Consider the following 18,915-nt stretch of genomic DNA (forward strand, 5'->3'; position numbering starts at 1 on the left):
CCGGGAGTCAGGTCGTGACGGGCAGGACGTCCGGGAGTCAGGTCGTGACGGGCAGGACGTCCGGGAGTCAGGTCGTGACGGGCAGGACGTCCGGGAGTCAGGTCGTGACGGGCAGGACGTCCGGGGAGAGGGCCGCCGCGCGAGCCGACGCGGCGGTCATCCGGCGCCGGTGGTGGCGACGGCACAGCACCTCGTAACCGACCTTCCCGGCCGACTCGTTGACATCGCCCACGACCACCTGGGCACCCTCGACGACCATCTCGCCGCCCACCGTGCGGGCGTTGTGCGTGGCACGGGCGCCGCACCAGCACAGGGCCTCGACCTGGAGCACCTCGACCCGGTCGGCCAGCTCCACCAGCCGCTGGGAGCCGGGGAACAGCTTGGAGCGGAAGTCGGTGGTGATGCCGAACGCGTAGACGTCCAGGCCCAGATCGTCCACCACGCGCGCGAGCTGGTCGATCTGCTCCGGCACCAGGAACTGCGCCTCGTCGGCGATGACGTAGTCCGCGCGGCCGCCCTGCGAGAGATGGTCGACCAGGTACGCGTACAGGTCCTGGCCGTCCTCGACCTCCACGGCGTCGGTGACCAGGCCGAGGCGGGAGGACAGCTTGCCGTGACCGGCGCGGTCGTCACGGCTGAAGATCATGCCGACGAGACCGCGGGCCGACCGGTTGTGCTCGATCTGCAGAGCCAGGGTCGACTTCCCGCAGTCCATCGTTCCGGAGAAGAAGACCAGCTCGGGCATGGGGAGTTGAGCACCTTTCGGGGAGGGGGGACGAGGGGCGCTAGGAGCGTACTTCGAGCAGCGGGACGAGCTGTTCGACGGGGGTCATCGAACCGTGGTTGCCGACCATCGCCGACTCCTTGGGCTCCCGCTCGGAGGCGATGATCAGGACGTCGTCGTGCGCGGCCGCGACCACATCGCCGATGCGCTCGTAGACCCGTTCGTCGAACCGGTCCGGCGGGCCGAACCACCCGGCCGCGATCGCCTCGTCCCGGGAGGCCACCCAGAACTGCTCGCCGAGCACCTCGCGCCAGCAGGTCAGCACGTCGTTCGCGGCGCCGGGGACCGCGTACACGTGCCGTGCCCGGCCCTCGCCGCCGAGCAGGGCGACCCCGGCCCGCAGCTCCCAGTCCTCGTCGAAGTCGATGCGGTGCTGCTCGTCGAACGGCACGTCGAGCATGCCGTGGTCGGCGGTGACGTACAGCGCGCTGCGCGGCGGGAGCTGCTCGGCGAGCCGCTGCACCAGCCGGTCGACGTGCATCAGCTGACCGCGCCAGGTGTCGGAGTCGACGCCGTAGCGGTGCCCGGCTCCGTCCAGCTCGGCGTAGTACGTGTACACCAGGGAGCGGTCGGCGGCGGCCAGTTGCTCGGCGGCGAAGTCCATCCGCTCCTCGCCGGTCAGCCGGCCGTGAAACGTTCCGCCGCTGAGCGCCACCTTGGTGAGCGGGGTGCGCTCGAAGGTCGGGGAGGACACCTGGGCCGAGTGCACGCCGGCGTCGGCGGCGAGCTGGAAGACGGTGGGGTACGGCTGCCAGGCGGCCGGGTCGCTCCACGGCTGCCAGCGCAGCTGGTTCATCAGCTCGCCGGTGGCGGGGTTGCGGACGGTGTAGCCGGGCAGGCCGTGCGCGCCGGGCGGCAGGCCGGTGCCGACGGAGGCGAGGGAGGTGGCGGTGGTCGCCGGGTAGCCGGCGGTGATCGGCCGTCCGGTGCCGCCGCGTGAACTGCCGAGCAGCGAGGCCAGGAAGGGCGCCTCGTCCGGGTGGGACCTGAGCTGCTCCCAGCCCAGACCGTCGACCAGGAAGACGCAGTTCCGGTCGGCCGCGGTCAGTTCCGTGATCGACGCGGTCATTCCGGGTACGGCCATCCCGGCGGCCAGGGTGGGCAGCAGGTCGGCGAGGGAACCGCTGCCGTACTCGGGCAGCGGCGCGGAGCCGAGGGCGAGCGGTTCCGGATGGTCCCAGGCGGCGTACGCCATCAGTGCGTGACGTCCGCGGTCGCCTCGGAGATGGCCTGGGCGAAGGCGAGCGCCTGGCGCACCGTCTCCGGGCCGTCCCCCGCCTCGCTGACGCGCAGGCTCAGGTCGTCCGCCGTGGAGTTGCCCGTGTAGCCGTGGTCGGCCTCGCAGTTGGGGTCGCCGCAGGCGGCGGGCTCCAGGTCGATACGGGAGACGGCGCCCCAGCCGATGGTCAGCACGATCTCGCGGGGCAGGGTGCCCGGCGTGTACTGCTCCGGGTTGGCCACCACCCGGCTGACCACGACCGACGAGATCCGGCCGAGCTTGACCGACTCCGTCGAGGTGGTGGCGTACGGCGTCGGGGAGGTGCTGTCGGCGGCCTGCTCGTCGGTGTGGCTCACGATGAAGCGGTTGCCGGTGAGGACGAGCACGGTCACATGCCGCCGCACCTCGTTCTGGTCGAACGTCGTCTCCTGGTGGACCAGGTACGACCGGATCGGCTCACCGCCCACGGCAGCCTCCACCGCCTCGGCCACGAGGGCCGGGTAGTAGCCGCTGCGCTCGATCGCGACGCGCAGCCCCTGGGTCGTCGTACTGGTCTTGGCCATGGCGTCCATCCTAATCCGTGGGCAAGGGGGGTCCGGGCCAGTCGACGCACCCTGGTCGAAAGCCACCACGGGGGCGGGTGTTCGCCGCGGTCAGTAGGCGGGCAGGGTCCGCGGGCCCAGGTCGTCGCGGGCGGGCGGCGGCGCGAGGCGGACGGTGGCACCGAGGACGCTGACGCCGTGCCGGGCGACCACGACCGGTTCCAGGGTGACCGCCACCACCTCGGGATGGTCGTCGACCAGCCTGGAGACGCGCAGCAGCAGTTCCTCCAGGGCGGGCGTGTCGACGGGGGTCGAGCCGCGCCAGCCGAACAGCAGGGGGGCGGTCCGGATCGACCGCACCAGCGAGGTCGCGTCCCGGTCCGTCACCGGGACCAGCCGGTGGGCCGTGTCGCCGAGCAGCTGCGAGGCCGCCCCGGCCAGCCCGAAGGACAGCACGGCCCCGGCCGCCGGGTCGATCACGGCCCGTACGACGGTGTCGACACCCCGGGGTGCCATCCGCTGCACCACCGGGCGCAGCTCCTGCGGTGGCCCGAACAGCTCGGTCAACTCGGCGTAAGCCCGGCGCAGTTGCTCCTCGTCCGCCAGGTCGAGCCGTACCCCGCCCAGGTCGGCGCGGTGGCGCAGGTGCGGGGCGGTGGCCTTCAGGGCGACCGGGTAGCCGAGGTCGCGGGCGGCCACGGCGGCGGCCTCGGGGGTGGGGGCGGGCAGCGCGCGGTGCACGGCGACGCCGTACCTGCCGAGGAGCGCACAGGTCTCCTCGGTCCCGAGGTTGAGCCCCTCCCCGCGCTCCAGCAGCGCGCCGATCAGCTCGGCGGCCCCCTTCTCGTCGATGTCGTCGTACTCGGGCACCTTCCCGGGATCGGCGGCCTCCCGCCGCCACTGCGCGTACTTCACGGCTTCGGCCAGGGCCCGGACGGCACGCTCGGCGGCGGGGTACGCGGGGATCAGCCGGGAGCAGGGGTGCGGGGTGGGCGACTGGACCGCCTCGGTGACGGCGGCGGGGGGTGTCTGGACGGCTCCCGTGGCGGACGAGGGTGCGCCCGGTCGTACGGTCGCCGCGGTGGGCGGCGTACCCGGTCGCGCGGTCGCCGCGGCGGGCGGCGTACCCGGCCGTGCGGTTGCCGCGTTGGGCGGCGTACCCGGTCGCGCCGTTGCCGCGGTGGAGGGCGGCTCGGCGGAGGGCGGCTCGGTGGGCGGCGGCTCGGCTCCCGCCTCCGTCGGTGCGGGGCGGAACCGGTGGGCACCGCCGGAGGCGCCGGGTGCCATGACCTGTGTCTGCGGTGCGGTGCGGCCCGCGGCCGAGAGCGCCTCCGCCAGCCCCCCGAGCTCCACGTGCACCACCAGCACCGGCTTCCCGTGCGCCCCCTCGGCCGCCGACCGCAGGGCCTCCGCCAGCTCCGCGTCCCCGACCGCGCCCTCCCCGATCGTCGGGATGGCCGTGACGACCACCGCGTCGCACGACTCGTCCGCCAGCGCCTCCGACAGCGCCCGGTGGAAGTCCGCCGGGGTCGCGGTGGTCGTCAGGTCCAGCGGCGGCGCCGGCCGCAGCCCCTCCGCCAGGCAGCGGTCGTAGGTCAGCAGCCCGAGCGACTCGGAGTTCCCGAGGATCGCCACCCGGGGCCCGGCCGGCAGCGGCTGCCGGGCGAGCAGCAGCCCCGCGTCGACCAGCTCCGTGATCGTGTCGACGCGGATCACCCCGGCCTGCCGGAGCAGCGCGGACACCGTGGCGTGCGGCAGCCGCGTGGCCCGTACCGCGTGCCCCTGCGGCGCCGAACCGGCGCTCTGCACCACCACCAGCGGCTTCGCCGCCGCCGTACGCCGCGAGAGGCGGGTGAACTTGCGCGGGTTGCCGATGGACTCCAGGTACATGAGGACGACATCGGTCTCGGCGTCGTCGTACCAGTACTGGAGGACGTCGTTGCCGGAGACGTCGGCGCGGTTGCCGGACGACACGAAGGTGGACACGCCCGTGGTGCCGGTGACGCCGCCGCCGCGCCGGTGCAGCCGGGACAGCAGGGCGATCCCGATGGCACCGGACTGGGCGAAGAGGCCGATCCGGCCGGGGCGGGGCATCTCGGGCGCGAGGGAGGCGTTCAGCCGTACGTCGGCGGCGGTGTTGATGATCCCGAAGGCGTTCGGCCCGATGATCCGCATGCCGTACGTGCGCGCGTGCCGGACGAGTTCGCGCTGGCGTTCGCGGCCGTCCGGGCCGCTCTCCGCGTATCCGGCGGCGAGCACGACGAGTCCCTGGACGCCGTGTTCGCCGCAGTCGGTGACGGCGTCCGGGACCTGCTCGGCGGGTACGGCGACCACGGCGAGGTCGACCGGTCCGTCGATGTCGCGCACGGAGCGGTGCGCGGGCACCCCGTCGACCTCCTTGAGGTCCTCGGGGAAGGCCTGGTTCACGGCGTGCAGGCGGCCGGTGAAGCCGGCGTCCCGGAGGTTGCCGAGGACGCTGCGGCCGACACCGCCGGGCGCCCGGCCGACGCCGATCACGGCCACCGAACCGGGCGTCAGGAGCCGTCGTACCGAACGGGCCTCCGCCCGCTGCTCCCGTGCGCGCTGGACGGCGACCGAGCGGTCGGTGGGCTCCAGGTCGAACTCCAGGCGGACCACGCCGTCCTCGAAGCTGCGCTGCTGGGTGTAGCCGGCGTCCGTGAACACCTTGATCATCTTGCTGTTGGCGGGCAGCACCTCGGCGGCGAACCGGCGGATACCGCGCTCCCGTGCGACGGCCGCGATGTGCTCCAGGAGGGCGGAGGCGACGCCGCGGCCCTGGTGGGCGTCCTGGACGAGGAAGGCGACCTCGGCCTCGTCGGCGGGCGCGGAGGCGGGCATACCGTCGGCGCCAATGCGGTCATAGCGTACGGTGGCGATGAACTCGCCGCCGATGGTGGCCGCGAGTCCCACCCTGTCCACAAAGTCGTGGTGCGTGAAGCGGTGGACGTCCTTGGCGGAGAGCCTGGGGTAGGGCGCGAAGAAGCGGTAGTACTTCGACTCGTCCGAGACCTGCTCGTAGAAGCTGACCAGGCGGTCGGCGTCATCAACGGTGATGGGCCGGACGCGCGCGGTACCACCGTCGCGCAGCACCACGTCCGCCTCCCAGTGGGAGGGGTACGCGTGCCCGTCCTGTCGGTCCGCCGGGGTCTGCATGGACCCCAGAGTACGGCTCGCGTCCGACAGTGGCGCGAGGCAGTCTGTGGAGGACGGAAGCCGGACCGAGGCCGCGGTCCGGCGACACACCCGGAGGGACTCACGTCAGCTCCGGGCATGCTTCACGATATGGGAAACTGGTCTAGACAACCCTGAACACCGAAGGGCAGCATCACATGGCTGAGCGCCGCGTCAACGTCGGCTGGGCCGAGGGCCTCCACGCCCGCCCCGCTTCCATCTTCGTCCGAGCCGCCACGGCCGCAGGCGTCCCGGTGACGATCGCCAAGGCCGGGGGCAACCCCGTCAACGCGGCCTCCATGCTGGCTGTCCTGGGCCTGGGCGCCCAGGGCGGCGAGGAGATCGTCCTCGCCTCCGACGCCGAGGGCGCGGACGCCGCCCTCGACCGCCTGGCCAAGCTGGTCGCCGAGGGTCTCGAGGAGCTCCCCGAGACCGTCTGAGCGCCACAGCGCCCGCACGACCGAGGCCGCGCCACCCCTCCGGGGGCGGCGCGGTCTCGTCGTTCCCGCCGTGCCGTCACCCGGAGATCCCGGAGATCCCGCCGTGGTGTCACCCGGAGCCGGTCTTTATGAACGACCGCCCTTTATCGGGAGCCAGACTTTGCACCGGGCATAGTTAATTCCACTCCGGGCACACCGAAGGCGCGCCATCGGAAATTCCGGGCGTGCGCGAAATAAGGGCGGCAGAACCCGCGAGCGGGCAACGGAAATACCGCTCCACCGAATAACACCTCTTTGTATACGGCGCCCGTGTTAATGCCGCAGGCCCGACATGTTTACGGGATGTTGCGAAGTCCTCACACCGTTGGCCCGGTCCGTGCCGCCGGAGAAGCGCAGCCGGTGGGAGACCGCTGACCGCTCGGTGTGCAGCGCGGTGATCGCCCGCGCGCGCTCGCTGTCGCCGCGCGTCACCGCGTCCACGATGGCGCCGTGCTCGGCCCAGGACTCCACGGGGTTGGCGGGCGCGTCGACGGCGTACATCCAGGCGATCTTGTGCCGCAGCTGGGTGAGTGTCGAGGTGAGGGCGTGGCTGCCGGTGGCCTGGGCGAGTGTCTCGTGGAACCAGCCGCCCAGGGAGCGCAGGTCCTCGCTGCCGCCCCGACGGGCCCGCTCCTGGCCCAGCCTGACCAGTCCGCGCAGCACCTTGAGGTGGGCCTCGGTACGGCGCTGGGCGGCCCGGGAGGCGCCGAGCGGCTCCAGGAGCAGACGCATCTCCAGCAGGTCGGCGGCCTCCTGCTCGGTCGGTTCCGCGACGCACGCGCCCGCGTGCCGGCGCGTCACCACGAAGCCCTCGGCCTCCAGGGTGCGCAGGGCCTCGCGGACGGGGACGCGCGAGACGCCGTAGCGACGGGCCAGGAGTTCCTCGGTGAGCCGGCTGCCGCGCTCGTAGACACCCGCGACGATGTCGTCCCGGATGGCTGTGCATACCGAGTGCGCCGGAATACGCATGTCCGACCTCCGCCTTAATCCCCGTGAAACGCCGCCGAGTGGCGTCCGTTCCGTGACTCTATTGCAATGAGCCGGAATTTCCGACGGGGGCCCTGAATCCATGCATATTTTTTGGACACCGGGCACACGAAAACGACGAAAGCCCCGGCTCGGGGGCCGGGGCTTCGGGGCTCTCGCCGGTGACGTCACATGTTCGTCGCCGTGCTCGGGTCAGACGTTCACGCCGTGCTTGCGGAGATAGGCGACCGGGTCGACGTCCGAGCCGTACTCCGGGGTCGTGCGGGCCTCGAAGTGGAGGTGGGGGCCGGTCACGTTGCCGGTCGCGCCGGAGAGGCCGATCTGCTGGCCCGGGGTGACCTTCTGGCCCACCGAGACGCCGATCGACGACAGGTGACCGTACTGGGTGTACATGCCGTCGGCCATCTTGATGACGATCTGGTTGCCGTAGGACCCGCCCCAGCCGGTGGAGACCACCGTGCCGGTGCCGGCCGCGTGCACCACCGTGCCGGTGGCGGCGTGGAAGTCGATGCCGGTGTGGGCGCCGGAGGACCACAGGGAGCCACCGGTCTTGTAGCCGGTGGAGACGTACGAGTCGGAGATCGGCGCGACGAAGGCGTTGAGGCGCTTGCGTTCGGCTGCCCGCGCGGCGCGCGCCTCGGCCTCGCGCTCCTTCTTGGCCTTCTCCGCCGCCTTCTTGCGCGCGGCCTCCTCGGCCGCCTTGCGCTCGGCGGCGGCCGTCTGCGCGGCGGCCTGGGCGTCGATCTGGTCGGCGACCGAGTCGCTGACCGTGATCACCGGGGTGAGGCCGGTCTGCTCGACGGAGTTCTCCGCGGCGAGCGCCGGGGCGGCCGAGACGGTGCCGATGACACCCGTGGTGGTGAGGGCCGCGATGCCGGCGGCCTGCGCGGTGGTGCGCTTCACCCGGCCGGGGCGACGGTGCTTCCCGGAGGCGCACATGAACGCCATGTAGAGGCTGGTCCTTTCCTTCCCTCTCGCCTACCGGGTTAGCTGACGGGTTCGGAGCAGGAAGGTCTCCTACGGGCCCCCTCGCGGCTCGCGCGGGCGCCCGATTCACCCCAGGGACTGCATGGGTCCCCGGCTCCCCTGGCTCGCGCCGTACGGGGACTCGGCGATGACTGTCCGGTGCCGCGGGCGCGGCGCACTGCCTGACGGACAGTCCGGAAGAACCTACGAGGACGTCCACGCCCTGCTCAAACCGATCACGGTTTTTGTCGCGCATCCCACAGGGCAGACAGGCAACCTCCGCCCCAATTCGGACATTCGGCGGCCCTGGTGACCTGACGGTCACCAGGGCCGCTGCACGCGCGCGTGCCGCTCGTCCGGCCGCGCTCCCTGCTTCGCCGCTCGCGCCGGCCGGTCCGCTCCGCCTACTCGGCGGCGACGACCGTCACTTCGCCGATGCCGAGGGCCTCGACCGGCTCCTTGATCTGCGCCGCGTCGCCGACGAGGACGGTCACCAGGTGGTCGACCGGGAAGGCGTTCACGACGGCAGCGGTGGCCTCCACGGTGCCGGTGGCGGCCAGTTGCCGGTAGAGCGTGGCCTGGAAGTCGTCGGGCAGATGCTGCTCGACCTGGTCGGCCAGGGTGCCTGCGACGGCCGCCGCCGTCTCGTACTTGAGCGGCGCCACGCCCACCAGGTTCTGCACGGCGACGTCGCGCTCGGCGTCCGTGAGGCCGCCGGAGGCGAGGGTGCGCAGCACCGTCCACAGGTCCTGGAGCGCCGGGCCGGTGTTCGGGGTGTCCACCGAGCCGCTGATGGCGAGCATGGCGGCGCCGCTGCCGTCGGGGGCGGACCGCAGGACCTGCCCGAAGGCGCGGACGCCGTAGGTGTAGCCCTTCTCCTCCCGCAGGACGCGGTCCAGGCGGGAGGTGAGGGTGCCGCCCAGGCAGTAGGTGCCGAGCACCTGGGCGGGCCAGACGCGGTCGTGCCGGTCGGCGCCGATGCGGCCGATGAGCAGCTGCGTCTGGACGGCTCCGGGGCGGTCCACGATGACGACACGGCCGGTGTCGTCGGCGGAGACCGGGGGCACCGGCCGGGGCTGGGCGGTGGAGCCGCGCCAGGCGCCCAGGGTCTCGCCGAGCAGTTCGTCCAGGTCGATGCCGGTGAGGTCGCCGACGACGACCGCGGTGCCGGTGGCGGGGCGGACATGCCGGTCGTAGAACGCGCGTACGGCGGCCGCGTCGATCTTCTCGACGGTGTCCTCGGTGCCCTGGCGCGGTCGGGACATCCGCGCGGTCGACGGGAAGAGCTCCTTGTAGAGCTGCTTGGCGGCCCGGCGGCTGGGGTTGGCCAGCTCGTGCGGGATCTCGTCGAGGCGGTTGCGGACCAGCCGCTCGACCTCGCTGTCGGCGAAGGCGGGCGCCCTGAGCGCGTCGGAGAGCAGCCCGAGTCCCTTGGCCAGGCGGGAGGCCGGGACCTCCAGGCTGAGCCGGACACCGGGGTGGTCGGCGTGGGCGTCCAGGGTGGCGCCGGCCCGCTCCAGCTCGGCGGCGTACTCCTCGGCGGAGTGCTTGTCGGTGCCCTCGGAGAAGGCGCGCGCCATGATCGTGGCGACGCCGTCCAGGCCGGCCGGCTCGGCGTCCAGGGGCGCGTCCAGGAGCACCTCGACGGCGACGACCTGCTGGCCGGGCCGGTGGCAGCGCAGCACGGTGAGCCCGTTGTCCAGGGTGCCGCGCTCGGGGGCCGGGAAGGCCCAGGGCCGGGCGTCGCCCGGCTGGGGCTGCGGGTGGAAGTCCATGGTGGCGAGCTCGGTCACTTGGCCGTCTCCTCGTCGTCGTGCTCGGCGGTGGCGGCCTCGACCGTGGCCTCGGCCTCGGGGTCCTCGGGTACGTCGGCGTCCTGGACCGTCTCCGGGGACTTGGGCTCGTAGACGAGCACCGCGCGGTTGTCCGGCCGCAGCCGGGCCTTGGCGACCTCCTGGACCTCCTGCGGGGTCACCGCGAGGACGCGCTGGACGGCGGTCAGGGCGAGCTGCGGGTCACCGAACAGGACGGCGAACCGGCACAGTTCGTCCGCGCGGCCCGCGACGGTCCCCAGCCGGTCCAGCCACTCGCGCTCCAACTGGGCCTGGGCGCGCTCCATCTCCTCGGGCGTGGGGCCCTCCTCGGCGAACCGGGCGAGTTCCTCGTCGATGGCGGTCTCGATGACCGGTACCTCGACGTCACCGGAGGTCTTCACGTCCAGCCAGCCCAGGGAGGGCGCACCGGACAGGCGCAGCAGGCCGAAGCCGGCGGCGACGGCCGTACGGTCGCGCCGTACGAGGCGGTTGTAGAGGCGGGAGGACTCGCCGCCGCCGAGGACGGTGAGGGCCAGGTCGGCCGCGTCGGACGCGCGCGAGCCGTCCTCCGGGAGCCGGTAGGCGGCCATCAACGCGCGCGCGGGCACCTCCTCCACGACGACCTCGCGCAGCTGCTCGCCCATGATGTCGGGCAGCGAGCCGTCGCGCGGGGCGGGCTTGCCGTCGTGCGCCTGGATGGAGCCGAAGTACTTCTCGACCCAGGCGAGGGTCTGCTGGGGGTCGATGTCACCGACGACCGACAGAACCGCGTTGTTGGGCGCGTAGTACGTACGGAAGAACGCCCGCGCGTCCTCCAGGGTGGCCGCGTCCAGGTCCGCCATCGAGCCGATCGGCGTGTGGTGGTAGGGGTGGCCCTCCGGGTAGGCGAGCGCGGTGAGCTTCTCGAAGGCGGTGCCGTAGGGGACGTTGTCGTAGCGCTGGCGGCGCTCGTTCTTGACGACGTCCCGCTGGTTCTCCATCGACTCGTCGTCCAGGGCGGCGAGCAGGGAGCCCATGCGGTCGGCCTCCAGCCAGAGGGCGAGCTCCAGCTGGTGCGCGGGCATGGTCTCGAAGTAGTTGGTGCGCTCGAAGCTGGTGGTGCCGTTGAGCGAGCCGCCGGCGCCCTGGACGAGCTCGAAGTGGCCGTTGCCCTTGACCTGGGCGGAGCCCTGGAACATCAGGTGCTCGAAAAGGTGGGCCAGGCCGGTACGTCCCTTGACTTCGTGCCGGGAACCGACGTCGTACCAGAGGCAGACCGCCGCGACCGGGGTCAGGTGGTCCTCGGAGAGCACCACGCGCAGACCGTTGGCCAAGCGGTGCTCGGTCGCTGTCAGGCCTCCGGAGCCTGTCTCGGCCGTGGTCGTGTGACCCATGGGCATGTACGTCCCTTCACTCGCGTCACTCACGTCACCCGCGGAAGCGGTCTCGGACCGCGGTTTTTCTGCCAGTCCTGCCACTGTATGCAAGCGTGCCGGGACTGGGCGAAGTTCCCGCACCACGTACGCCCACAGCGGATCGCGTAGCCTGCGTCCGACTCGCTCCCGAACGCCTCCCGGCACCGGGGCGGGCCGCGGAGACCGGGGCCTGGCCCGGGTTGTCAGTACCGCGGTCCACAATGGTCAGCGTCAGATCCCGTTCACGCATGAGCAAGGAGCCGGCAGCGATGGCCCGCCGCAGCACGAAGACCCCGCCGCCCGACGACTCGTACGAGGAGAGGATCCTCGACATCGACGTCGTGGACGAGATGCGCGGCTCCTACCTCGAGTACGCGTACTCGGTCATCTACTCGCGCGCCCTGCCGGACGCCCGCGACGGCCTGAAGCCGGTGCACCGCCGGATCGTCTACCAGATGAACGAGATGGGGCTGCGCCCCGAGCGCGGCTATGTGAAGTGCGCGCGCGTGGTCGGCGAAGTGATGGGCAAGCTGCACCCGCACGGCGACGCGTCGATCTACGACGCGCTGGTGCGGATGGCCCAGCCGTTCTCGATGCGCGTCCCGCTGGTCGACGGCCACGGCAACTTCGGCTCGCTGGGCAACGACGACCCGCCGGCCGCCATGCGGTACACCGAGTGCCGGATGGCCGAGGCGACCAGCCTGATGACCGAGTCGATCGACGAGGACACGGTCGACTTCGCGCCGAACTACGACGGCCAGGAGCAGGAGCCGGTGGCGCTGCCCGCCGCGTTCCCCAACCTCCTGGTCAACGGCTCGTCGGGCATCGCGGTCGGCATGGCGACGAACATGCCGCCGCACAACCTCGGCGAGGTGATCGCGGCCGCCCGCCATCTGATCCGGTACCCGAACGCGGACCTGGACACGCTGATGAAGCACGTCCCGGGCCCCGATCTGCCCACCGGCGGCCGGATCGTCGGCCTGGAGGGCGTCCGGGACGCGTACGAGACGGGCCGCGGCACCTTCAAGATCCGCGCCACGGTGGCGGTGGAGACGGTCACCGCCCGCCGCAAGGGGCTGGTCATCACCGAACTGCCCTTCACGGTCGGCCCCGAGAAGGTCATCGCCAAGATCAAGGACCTGGTCAACTCCAAGAAGCTGCAGGGCATCGCCGACGTCAAGGACCTCACCGACCGCGAGCACGGGCTCCGTCTGGTCGTCGAGATCAAGAACGGCTTCGTGCCCGAGGCGGTCCTGGAGCAGCTCTACAAGCTGACGCCGATGGAGGAGTCCTTCGGCATCAACAACGTCGCCCTGGTGGACGGCCAGCCGCTCACCCTGGGCCTGAAGGAACTGCTCGAGGTCTACCTCGACCACCGCTTCAACGTGGTCCGGCGTCGCAGCGAGTTCCGCCGCACCAAGCGCCGCGACCGCCTCCACCTGGTCGAGGGCCTGCTCACGGCCCTGGTCGACATCGACGAGGTCATCCGGCTGATCCGCTCCAGTGAGAACAGCGCGGAGGCCAAGCAGCGCCTGATGGAGCGCTTCTCGCTGTCGGAGATCCAGACGCAGTACATCCTGGACACCCCCCTGCGGCGCCTGACCAAGTACGACCGCATCGAGCTGGAGGCGGAGAAGGAGAAGCTCACCGCGGAGATCGCCGAGCTGACCCGGATCCTGGAGTCGGACGCGGAGCTGCGCAAGCTGGTCTCGGCCGAACTGGCCGCGGTGGCCAAGAAGTTCGGCACCGAGCGGCGCACGGTCCTGCTGGAGGCCTCGGGCGCCCCGGCGTCCGTGGTGCCGCTCCAGGTGGCCGACGACCCGTGCCGGGTGCTGCTCTCCTCGACCGGCCTGCTGGCGCGCACGACGAACGGCGAGCCGTTCCCGGAGGACGCCGACGGCAAGCGGGCCAAGCACGACGTGATCGTCTCGGCGGTCCCGGCGACCGCCCGCGGCGAGGTCGGCGCGGTCACCTCGTCCGGCCGTCTGCTCCGTATCAACGTGGTCGACCTGCCGCAGCTCCCGGAGACGGCGACCGCCCCGACCCTTGCGGGCGGCGCGCCGCTGTCCGAGTTCCTCTCCCTGGAGGACGGCGAGTCGGTGGTCTGTCTGACCACGCTGGACGAGTCGTCGCCCGGTCTCGCCCTCGGCACCGAGCAGGGCGTGGTCAAGCGTGTGGTCCCCGACTACCCGTCCAACAAGGACGAGTTGGAGGTCATCACCCTCAAGGAGGGTGACCGGATCGTCGGCGGGATGGAGCTGCGCACCGGCGAGGAGGACCTGGTGTTCATCACGGACGACGCGCAGCTGCTGCGCTACCAGGCCTCCCAGGTGCGCCCGCAGGGCCGGCCGGCGGGCGGTATGGCGGGCGTCAAGCTCACGGAGGGCGCGAAGGTCATCTCCTTCACGGCGGTGGACCCGGCGGCCGACGCGGTGGTCTTCACAGTGGCCGGTTCGCGCGGCACCCTCGACGACTCGGTGCAGACGACGGCCAAGCTCACCCCGTTCGACCAGTACCCGCGCAAGGGCCGCGCCACCGGCGGGGTGCGCTGCCAGCGGTTCCTGAAGGGCGAGGACTGCCTGGCCTTCGCCTGGGCGGGGCCGGTGCCGGCGAAGGCCGCCCAGAAGAACGGCACGCCGGCCGAGCTCCCGGAGGCCGACCCGCGTCGGGACGGCTCGGGTGTGTCGCTGCCGAAGACGGTGTCGGTGGTGGCGGGCCCGGTCTAGGCCCCGTACCCCTCCTCCTCAGGGCCTTCCTCCAGGCCCTGTACATAGCGCAGGACGCCCCACATGCCGTGCTCGTCGGCGTGTGGGGCGTCGTTCGTGCAGGCGTCCAGTTCCTTGCGCAGGGCGGGCACGTCGATGCCGGAGCCGATGAGCACGAGCTGGGTCAGCCGCTCCTCGTCCCGTCCCCAGGGCTCCGGGTAGAACCGCAGGAACCGCCCCACGGCATGCACGGCGTACCGGTTCCCGGTGTCGTACGGCCCGAAGTCGACGTACCCCTTGATCCGGTACAGCCCCTCGGGCCGGCTGTCGAGGAAGGCCATGAGCCGACGGGGATCGAGGGGCCGGCCGGAGACGAAGGACAGGCTGTCGTAACGGGTGTGCAGGTGTCCCGCGTGCTCATCGCCTTCTGGATGCTCGTGCAGATCGTCGAAGGACAACTGCCCGATGCGCTCCTCGCCCGGCCGGCAGTCGAAGAGGAACTCGGGGTCGATACGGCCGTAGGTGGCCGGGACGACGGCGGCCCCCTGGTCGCAGAGCGACCGCACGAGCCCCAGGACCCGCTCGCCGCCCCGCTCGGCCCGGTCGAGCTTGTTGACGACGACAAGGTCGGCGAGGGCGAGGTGCCGGTCGATCTCGGGGTGCTTCGCGCGCGTGCCGTCGAACTCGGCGGCGTCGACGACCTCGACGAGGCCGCCGTAGACGATGCCGGGGTGCTCGCTGGCGAGCAGCATCCGGACGAGTTCCTGGGGCTCGGCGAGACCGCTCGCCTCGATGACGATCACGTCGATACCGGTGGCCGGGTCGGCGAGCCGCTCCAGGTACCGGTCCAGTTCGCTCGCGTCGACGGCGCAGCACAGGCAGCCGTTGCCGAGCGAGACGGTGGAGTCGCCGAGGGCGCCGGCCACGGCCATCGCGTCGATCTCGATGGCCCCGAAGTCGTTGACGATCGCCCCGATCCGGCTGCCTCCGCTGCGGTGCAGCAGATGATTGAGGAGCGTGGTCTTCCCGGAGCCCAGGAATCCGGCAAGCACGACGACCGGGATCTGCTGGGGGCTGGGGCGGTGCTCCAACGGGGGGCCTCTTTCGTACCGGCGCGGACGTGATCGGTCCAGGATAGGAAACGACCTGCCGCCAAGGACCGCGCCCGTCGCCGCGGACGTGCCGGGCGAGAAGCCACGGTTCGTGACGATCGCCGCAGAGGCCTACCGAGCCGCAGAGGCCTACCGAGCCGCGGCCGCCACCTTCGGTGCCGGCCCCACATACCGTGCCACCGGTCGGATGATCTTCGAGTCGGCCGCCTGTTCCAGGATGTTGGCGCTCCAGCCGACCGCGCGGGCCGCCGCGAACGTGGGGGTGAACATCTCGCGGGGCAGGCCGCACAGTTCCATGACGACGCCCGCGTAGAACTCGACGTTGGTGTGGAGTTCGCGGCCGGGCTTCAGTTCGGCGAGGATGCGCTCCACATGGCGCTCGACCTCGACGGCGAACGCGACCCGGGGGCCCCCGAAGTCCTGCGCGATCTCGCGCAGCATGCGCGAACGCGGGTCCTCCGTACGGTAGATCGCATGCCCGAAGCCCATCACGCGGTCGCCGGCCAGGACCCGTTCCCGGATCCACGGGTCGATCCGGTCCGGCGTGCCGATCGCGTCCAGGGTGTCCAGCGCCCGGCTGGGCGCGCCCCCGTGCAGGGGCCCGGACAGCGCACCGACCGCTCCCACGAGAGAGGCCGCGACGTCCGCGCCGGTCGACGCGATGACGCGCGCCGTGAACGTTGACGCATTGAATCCGTGATCAATGGTTGAGATCAAGTATTGCTCGACCGCACGCGCCCGCCGGGGATCCGGTTCCGAACCCGTCAACATGTACAGGTAGTTGGCCGCGTACGACAGGTCATCGCGTGGCTCCACCGGGTCGAGTCCCCGTCCGAGCCGGTACAGCGCGGTGAGCAGGGTCGGTACGGCCGCACAGGCGGCGACCGTGTCGGCGCGTCGCCGGTCCGCGTCTATGTCGTACACCGGCCGGAACCCCTGCGCGGCGCCGAGCAGCGACAGCGCGGTGCGCATCCCGGCCAGGGGTCCGGACCCGCCGCTCGCCGCGGCCACCGCGGGCAGCGCCGCCCGGACCTCGTCGGGCAGGTGCCGCAGCGCGGCGGTCTCGGCGGCGAAGGCGGCGGCACGCGCCGCGTCCGGCAGTTCGCCGTGGACCAGGAGGTGCCAGACGTCCTCGAAGCCACGGGTGCGGGCGAGTTCGACGGCCGAGTACTGCCGGTAGTGGTAAAAGCCCTCGGCCCCCCGGACGTCCCCCACCTCGGTGTCGGTGACGACGACGCCGGCGAGCCCGCGCGGCACCTCGACAAGGGTCGACGCGCTCCTGTTGACGGTCATGACGTGCCTCCGCTTTCCTCCCTGAACTTGATTCGACTGTCCATGCTTGACTCGTCGTCTGTCAATATTGATTGGATCAATATCCGTCGGACACGGCTACGGTGGCGCCATGCGCGATCAACAACCCGCTCCCGGCAGTCCCGCGCGACGGCTGAGCACCAAGGAGACCGCCGAGCTGCTCGGGGTGAAACCCGAGACCGTGTACGCCTATGTGAGCCGTGGTCAGCTGAGCAGCAGGCGGGAGCCCGGCGGCCGCGCCAGCACCTTCGACGCCGGCGAGGTGGCGGCGCTCGCCCGGCGCAACAGGCGGGATGCCGCGGGGAGTCCGGGGTCCGGCGGGGATCTGTCGGTGCGCACCCGGATCACGCTGATCGAGAAGGACCGCTACTTCTTCCGGGGCGTCGACGCCACCGAACTCGCCCTGCGCCACTCCTACGAGGAGGTGGCCGAGTGGCTGTGGACGGGCCGGATGACTCCGGGCGTGACCCTCACCGCCCCGCGGGACACCGTCGCCGTCGCGCGCCGGGCCGTCGACGCGCTGCCGGAGCACACCTCCCCCACCGACCGGCTGCGGGTCGCCACGATCGCCTCGGCCGCCGAGGATCCGCTGCGCTTCGACCTGTCCGAGGACGCCGTCCTCGGCACCGCGCGCGTGCTGATCCCCACCCTGGTCGCGGCGTTGCCGGTGCAGCGCGAGCGCGGGCACGACGACGGCCCGCTGGCCCACCGGCTGTGGCGCCGGCTGACAGGCATCGACCCCAGCGCCGCCGAACTGCGCGTCCTGGACACGGCGCTCGCCCTGCTCGTCGACCACGACCTGGCCGCCTCCACGCTCGCGGTCCGGCTCGCCGCCTCCGCACGCGCCCACGCCTACGCGGCCGTGTCGGCCGGGCTCGGCGTCCTCGAAGGTCCCCTGCACGGCGCCTCCAGCGGCCTCGCCCACCGGATACTGCTCGACGTCCTCGACCAGGGCACCGCCGTCCCGGTGATCGCGGACGAACTCCGCGCGGGCCGCCGTATCCCCGGCCTCGGCCACCGGCTCTACCAGGGCGAGGACCCCCGCGCGCGGGTCCTGTTCGGCCTCCTCGAGGAGGTCCCCCGCGCGGAGCCCGCCCTGCTCGCGGCCCGGGACGTCGTCGCCACGACCGCCCGGCACGCTCCGCTGCACGCCAACGTCGACCTGGCGCTGGCCGTGTTCACGGCCTCCTGCGGCATGCCCGCCACCGCGGGCGAGACGATCTTCGCCGTCGCCCGGACGGCAGGATGGATCGCGCACGCCCTGGAGGAGTACGGGGAACGCCCGCTGCGGATGCGTCCCAGCGGTCACTACGTCGGCCCGAAGCCGCCGCAGCCGCTGCCGGAGTAGCCGAGGGCGGCCCACCGGAGAGACCGACTGAGCAGGGCCGGAAGTCATCCCGGGCAAAGTCAGGTTAGGCTCACCTCTGTGAGTAGGTGCACAACCGTCTCCCGGATGCTTGACGAGCCCGTTTCCGGCACCGCCGCCACCGCGACGACGTGGCTGCTGCTGGAACAGTCCGGCCCGTGGGGCGCCAAGGCGCTCACTTCGAGCCATCTGGACCCCGCCCTTGGCCGCGCCCTGGAGGCCGCCGCCAAGGGCACCGGCGTGCGGATCGCGCTCATCCGCCGCCCCGGCCGCCACGCCGATCCGGGCACCCCCGCCGTCCGCCAGGTGTACGCGGCCCACACGGTTCCCGGCAACGTCTGGCTGCACAGCGCCGCCACTCGCGACCCCGAACGGCTGCTCGGCCTCGACTTCGCAGCGCTCGGTGCGGGCGACCACCGGACGTTCGGCGCGGCGCTCGACGGCCGGCCGCACGCGGGCGGCCCGCTCGCGCTCGTCTGCACCAACGGCAAGCGCGACCGCTGCTGCGCGCTGCTCGGCCGCCCGCTCGCCGCCGAACTGGCCGCGTCCGGCGTGGCGGGCACCTGGGAGGTCACCCATCTGGGTGGTCATCGCTTCTCGCCGACGGTGCTCGTGCTGCCGTACGGCTACGCGTACGGCCGCGCCGAGGCCCATGCCGTCAAGGAGGTCCTGCACGGCGCCCAGGAGGGCCGTGTGGTGCTGGAGGGGTGCCGTGGGTGTTCCGCCTGGGAACGGCCCGGCCAGGCGGCCGAGCTGGCCGTGCGCGAGGCGGCGGGCGAGTACGCGGCGGGCGTGCTGAGCGTCGTGCGCACCGAGGGCGCGGCCCCGCACTGGGACATCACCGTCGCCCACGCCGACGGCCGCCGCTGGCGGGTCGGCGTGGCCCAGGGCACCTCCCTGCCGCCGCGCGCGGAGAGCTGCGGAGTGTCGGTGCTGGGGTCGCCGGCCCGCATGGACGTGGTGTCGCTGCGGGAACTGCGGACGACGACGGCTCTGGCGAGCTGACGCGGCGGCGAAGGCGGGCTGCCGCAGCCGCGAAGGGTG

General features: G+C 72.4%; 14 protein-coding genes and 1 riboswitch. Of the genes, 4 read left to right on the forward strand and 10 right to left on the reverse strand.

Features of this window, described 5'->3' with window-relative positions:
- Nucleotides 1-97: 97 nt before the first annotated feature.
- The 4 genes from ACWDGI_RS37625 to ACWDGI_RS37640 form a co-directional block, all read right to left on the reverse strand.
- Entirely contained in the window at nucleotides 98-745 is a 648-nt protein-coding gene (locus tag ACWDGI_RS37625) for a thymidine kinase (RefSeq protein ID WP_450766993.1), read from the reverse strand.
- A gap of 40 nt (nucleotides 746-785) precedes the next feature.
- A complete protein-coding gene (locus ACWDGI_RS37630) occupies nucleotides 786-1,979 on the reverse strand; it encodes an alkaline phosphatase family protein (RefSeq protein ID WP_450766995.1) in 1,194 nt (397 codons plus the stop codon).
- Nucleotides 1,979-2,575 carry a DUF5998 family protein gene (locus ACWDGI_RS37635; RefSeq protein ID WP_352225937.1) on the reverse strand — a complete coding sequence of 199 codons (597 nt, stop codon included), beginning with the start codon at nucleotides 2,573-2,575 and terminating at the stop codon, nucleotides 1,979-1,981. The genes ACWDGI_RS37630 and ACWDGI_RS37635 overlap by 1 nt, the downstream gene beginning before the upstream one ends.
- Nucleotides 2,576-2,656: 81 nt before the next feature.
- The gene (locus ACWDGI_RS37640) at nucleotides 2,657-5,719 is read right to left on the reverse strand and encodes a GNAT family N-acetyltransferase (RefSeq protein WP_450766997.1); all 3,063 of its coding nucleotides are present in this window, start codon (nucleotides 5,717-5,719) and stop codon (nucleotides 2,657-2,659) included.
- Between the two features lie 176 nt (nucleotides 5,720-5,895).
- On the opposite strand from ACWDGI_RS37640, the gene ACWDGI_RS37645 reads away from it, so the two are divergent.
- Entirely contained in the window at nucleotides 5,896-6,177 is a 282-nt protein-coding gene (locus tag ACWDGI_RS37645) for an HPr family phosphocarrier protein (protein WP_030563197.1), read from the forward strand.
- Nucleotides 6,178-6,489: 312 nt separating this feature from the next.
- Here the strand turns inward: ACWDGI_RS37645 and ACWDGI_RS37650 are convergent, their stop codons facing one another.
- The 4 genes from ACWDGI_RS37650 to ACWDGI_RS37665 form a co-directional block, all read right to left on the reverse strand.
- Nucleotides 6,490-7,185: a GntR family transcriptional regulator gene (locus ACWDGI_RS37650; RefSeq protein WP_351709601.1), complete on the reverse strand. Its 696-nt coding sequence runs from the start codon at nucleotides 7,183-7,185 to the stop codon at nucleotides 6,490-6,492.
- A gap of 210 nt (nucleotides 7,186-7,395) precedes the next feature.
- Entirely contained in the window at nucleotides 7,396-8,151 is a 756-nt protein-coding gene (locus ACWDGI_RS37655) for a M23 family metallopeptidase (RefSeq protein ID WP_450767000.1), read from the reverse strand.
- Between the two features lie 12 nt (nucleotides 8,152-8,163).
- A riboswitch (cyclic di-AMP (ydaO/yuaA leader) is annotated at nucleotides 8,164-8,327 on the reverse strand.
- Between the two features lie 246 nt (nucleotides 8,328-8,573).
- Nucleotides 8,574-9,962: a M16 family metallopeptidase gene (locus ACWDGI_RS37660; RefSeq protein ID WP_450767002.1), complete on the reverse strand. Its 1,389-nt coding sequence runs from the start codon at nucleotides 9,960-9,962 to the stop codon at nucleotides 8,574-8,576.
- A complete protein-coding gene (locus tag ACWDGI_RS37665) occupies nucleotides 9,959-11,362 on the reverse strand; it encodes a M16 family metallopeptidase (protein ID WP_450767004.1) in 1,404 nt (467 codons plus the stop codon). The genes ACWDGI_RS37660 and ACWDGI_RS37665 overlap by 4 nt, the downstream gene beginning before the upstream one ends.
- A gap of 284 nt (nucleotides 11,363-11,646) precedes the next feature.
- On the opposite strand from ACWDGI_RS37665, the gene ACWDGI_RS37670 reads away from it, so the two are divergent.
- Nucleotides 11,647-14,103 (forward strand): DNA gyrase/topoisomerase IV subunit A, encoded by a 2,457-nt coding sequence (locus ACWDGI_RS37670; RefSeq protein WP_450767179.1) that lies wholly within the window; start codon nucleotides 11,647-11,649, stop codon nucleotides 14,101-14,103.
- On the opposite strand, the gene ACWDGI_RS37675 is transcribed toward ACWDGI_RS37670, so the two are convergent.
- Together ACWDGI_RS37675 and ACWDGI_RS37680 are read right to left on the reverse strand one after the other, a co-directional pair.
- A complete protein-coding gene (locus ACWDGI_RS37675; RefSeq protein ID WP_450767006.1) occupies nucleotides 14,100-15,173 on the reverse strand; it encodes a CobW family GTP-binding protein in 1,074 nt (357 codons plus the stop codon). The genes ACWDGI_RS37670 and ACWDGI_RS37675 overlap by 4 nt on opposite strands.
- A 150-nt stretch (nucleotides 15,174-15,323) precedes the next feature.
- Nucleotides 15,324-16,487, reverse strand: a complete 1,164-nt coding sequence (locus ACWDGI_RS37680; protein WP_450767008.1) for a citrate synthase/methylcitrate synthase — start codon at nucleotides 16,485-16,487, stop codon at nucleotides 15,324-15,326.
- Between the two features lie 109 nt (nucleotides 16,488-16,596).
- Between ACWDGI_RS37680 and ACWDGI_RS37685 the strand changes: the two genes are divergently transcribed.
- Entirely contained in the window at nucleotides 16,597-17,853 is a 1,257-nt protein-coding gene (locus ACWDGI_RS37685; RefSeq protein WP_450767010.1) for a citrate/2-methylcitrate synthase, read from the forward strand.
- A gap of 78 nt (nucleotides 17,854-17,931) precedes the next feature.
- The gene (locus tag ACWDGI_RS37690; RefSeq protein ID WP_450767012.1) at nucleotides 17,932-18,876 is read left to right on the forward strand and encodes a sucrase ferredoxin; all 945 of its coding nucleotides are present in this window, start codon (nucleotides 17,932-17,934) and stop codon (nucleotides 18,874-18,876) included.
- Nucleotides 18,877-18,915: the final 39 nt, after the last annotated feature.

The sequence above is a fragment of the Streptomyces sp. NPDC001220 genome, assembly GCF_053597895.1.

Bases quoted from the DNA above. Each gene is read 5' to 3' on its own strand.
- ACWDGI_RS37630 (WP_450766995.1), bottom strand. From the start codon at position 1,979: ATGGCGTACGCCGCCTGGGACCATCCGGAACCGCTCGCCCTCGGCTCC.
- ACWDGI_RS37665 (WP_450767004.1), bottom strand. From the start codon at position 11,362: ATGCCCATGGGTCACACGACCACGGCCGAGACAGGCTCCGGAGGCCTG.
- ACWDGI_RS37635 (WP_352225937.1), bottom strand. From the start codon at position 2,575: ATGGACGCCATGGCCAAGACCAGTACGACGACCCAGGGGCTGCGCGTC.
- ACWDGI_RS37655 (WP_450767000.1), bottom strand. From the start codon at position 8,151: ATGGCGTTCATGTGCGCCTCCGGGAAGCACCGTCGCCCCGGCCGGGTG.
- ACWDGI_RS37670 (WP_450767179.1), top strand. From the start codon at position 11,647: ATGGCCCGCCGCAGCACGAAGACCCCGCCGCCCGACGACTCGTACGAG.
- ACWDGI_RS37680 (WP_450767008.1), bottom strand. From the start codon at position 16,487: ATGACCGTCAACAGGAGCGCGTCGACCCTTGTCGAGGTGCCGCGCGGG.
- ACWDGI_RS37625 (WP_450766993.1), bottom strand. From the start codon at position 745: ATGCCCGAGCTGGTCTTCTTCTCCGGAACGATGGACTGCGGGAAGTCG.
- ACWDGI_RS37685 (WP_450767010.1), top strand. From the start codon at position 16,597: ATGCGCGATCAACAACCCGCTCCCGGCAGTCCCGCGCGACGGCTGAGC.
- ACWDGI_RS37640 (WP_450766997.1), bottom strand. From the start codon at position 5,719: ATGCAGACCCCGGCGGACCGACAGGACGGGCACGCGTACCCCTCCCAC.
- ACWDGI_RS37650 (WP_351709601.1), bottom strand. From the start codon at position 7,185: ATGCGTATTCCGGCGCACTCGGTATGCACAGCCATCCGGGACGACATC.
- ACWDGI_RS37645 (WP_030563197.1), top strand. From the start codon at position 5,896: ATGGCTGAGCGCCGCGTCAACGTCGGCTGGGCCGAGGGCCTCCACGCC.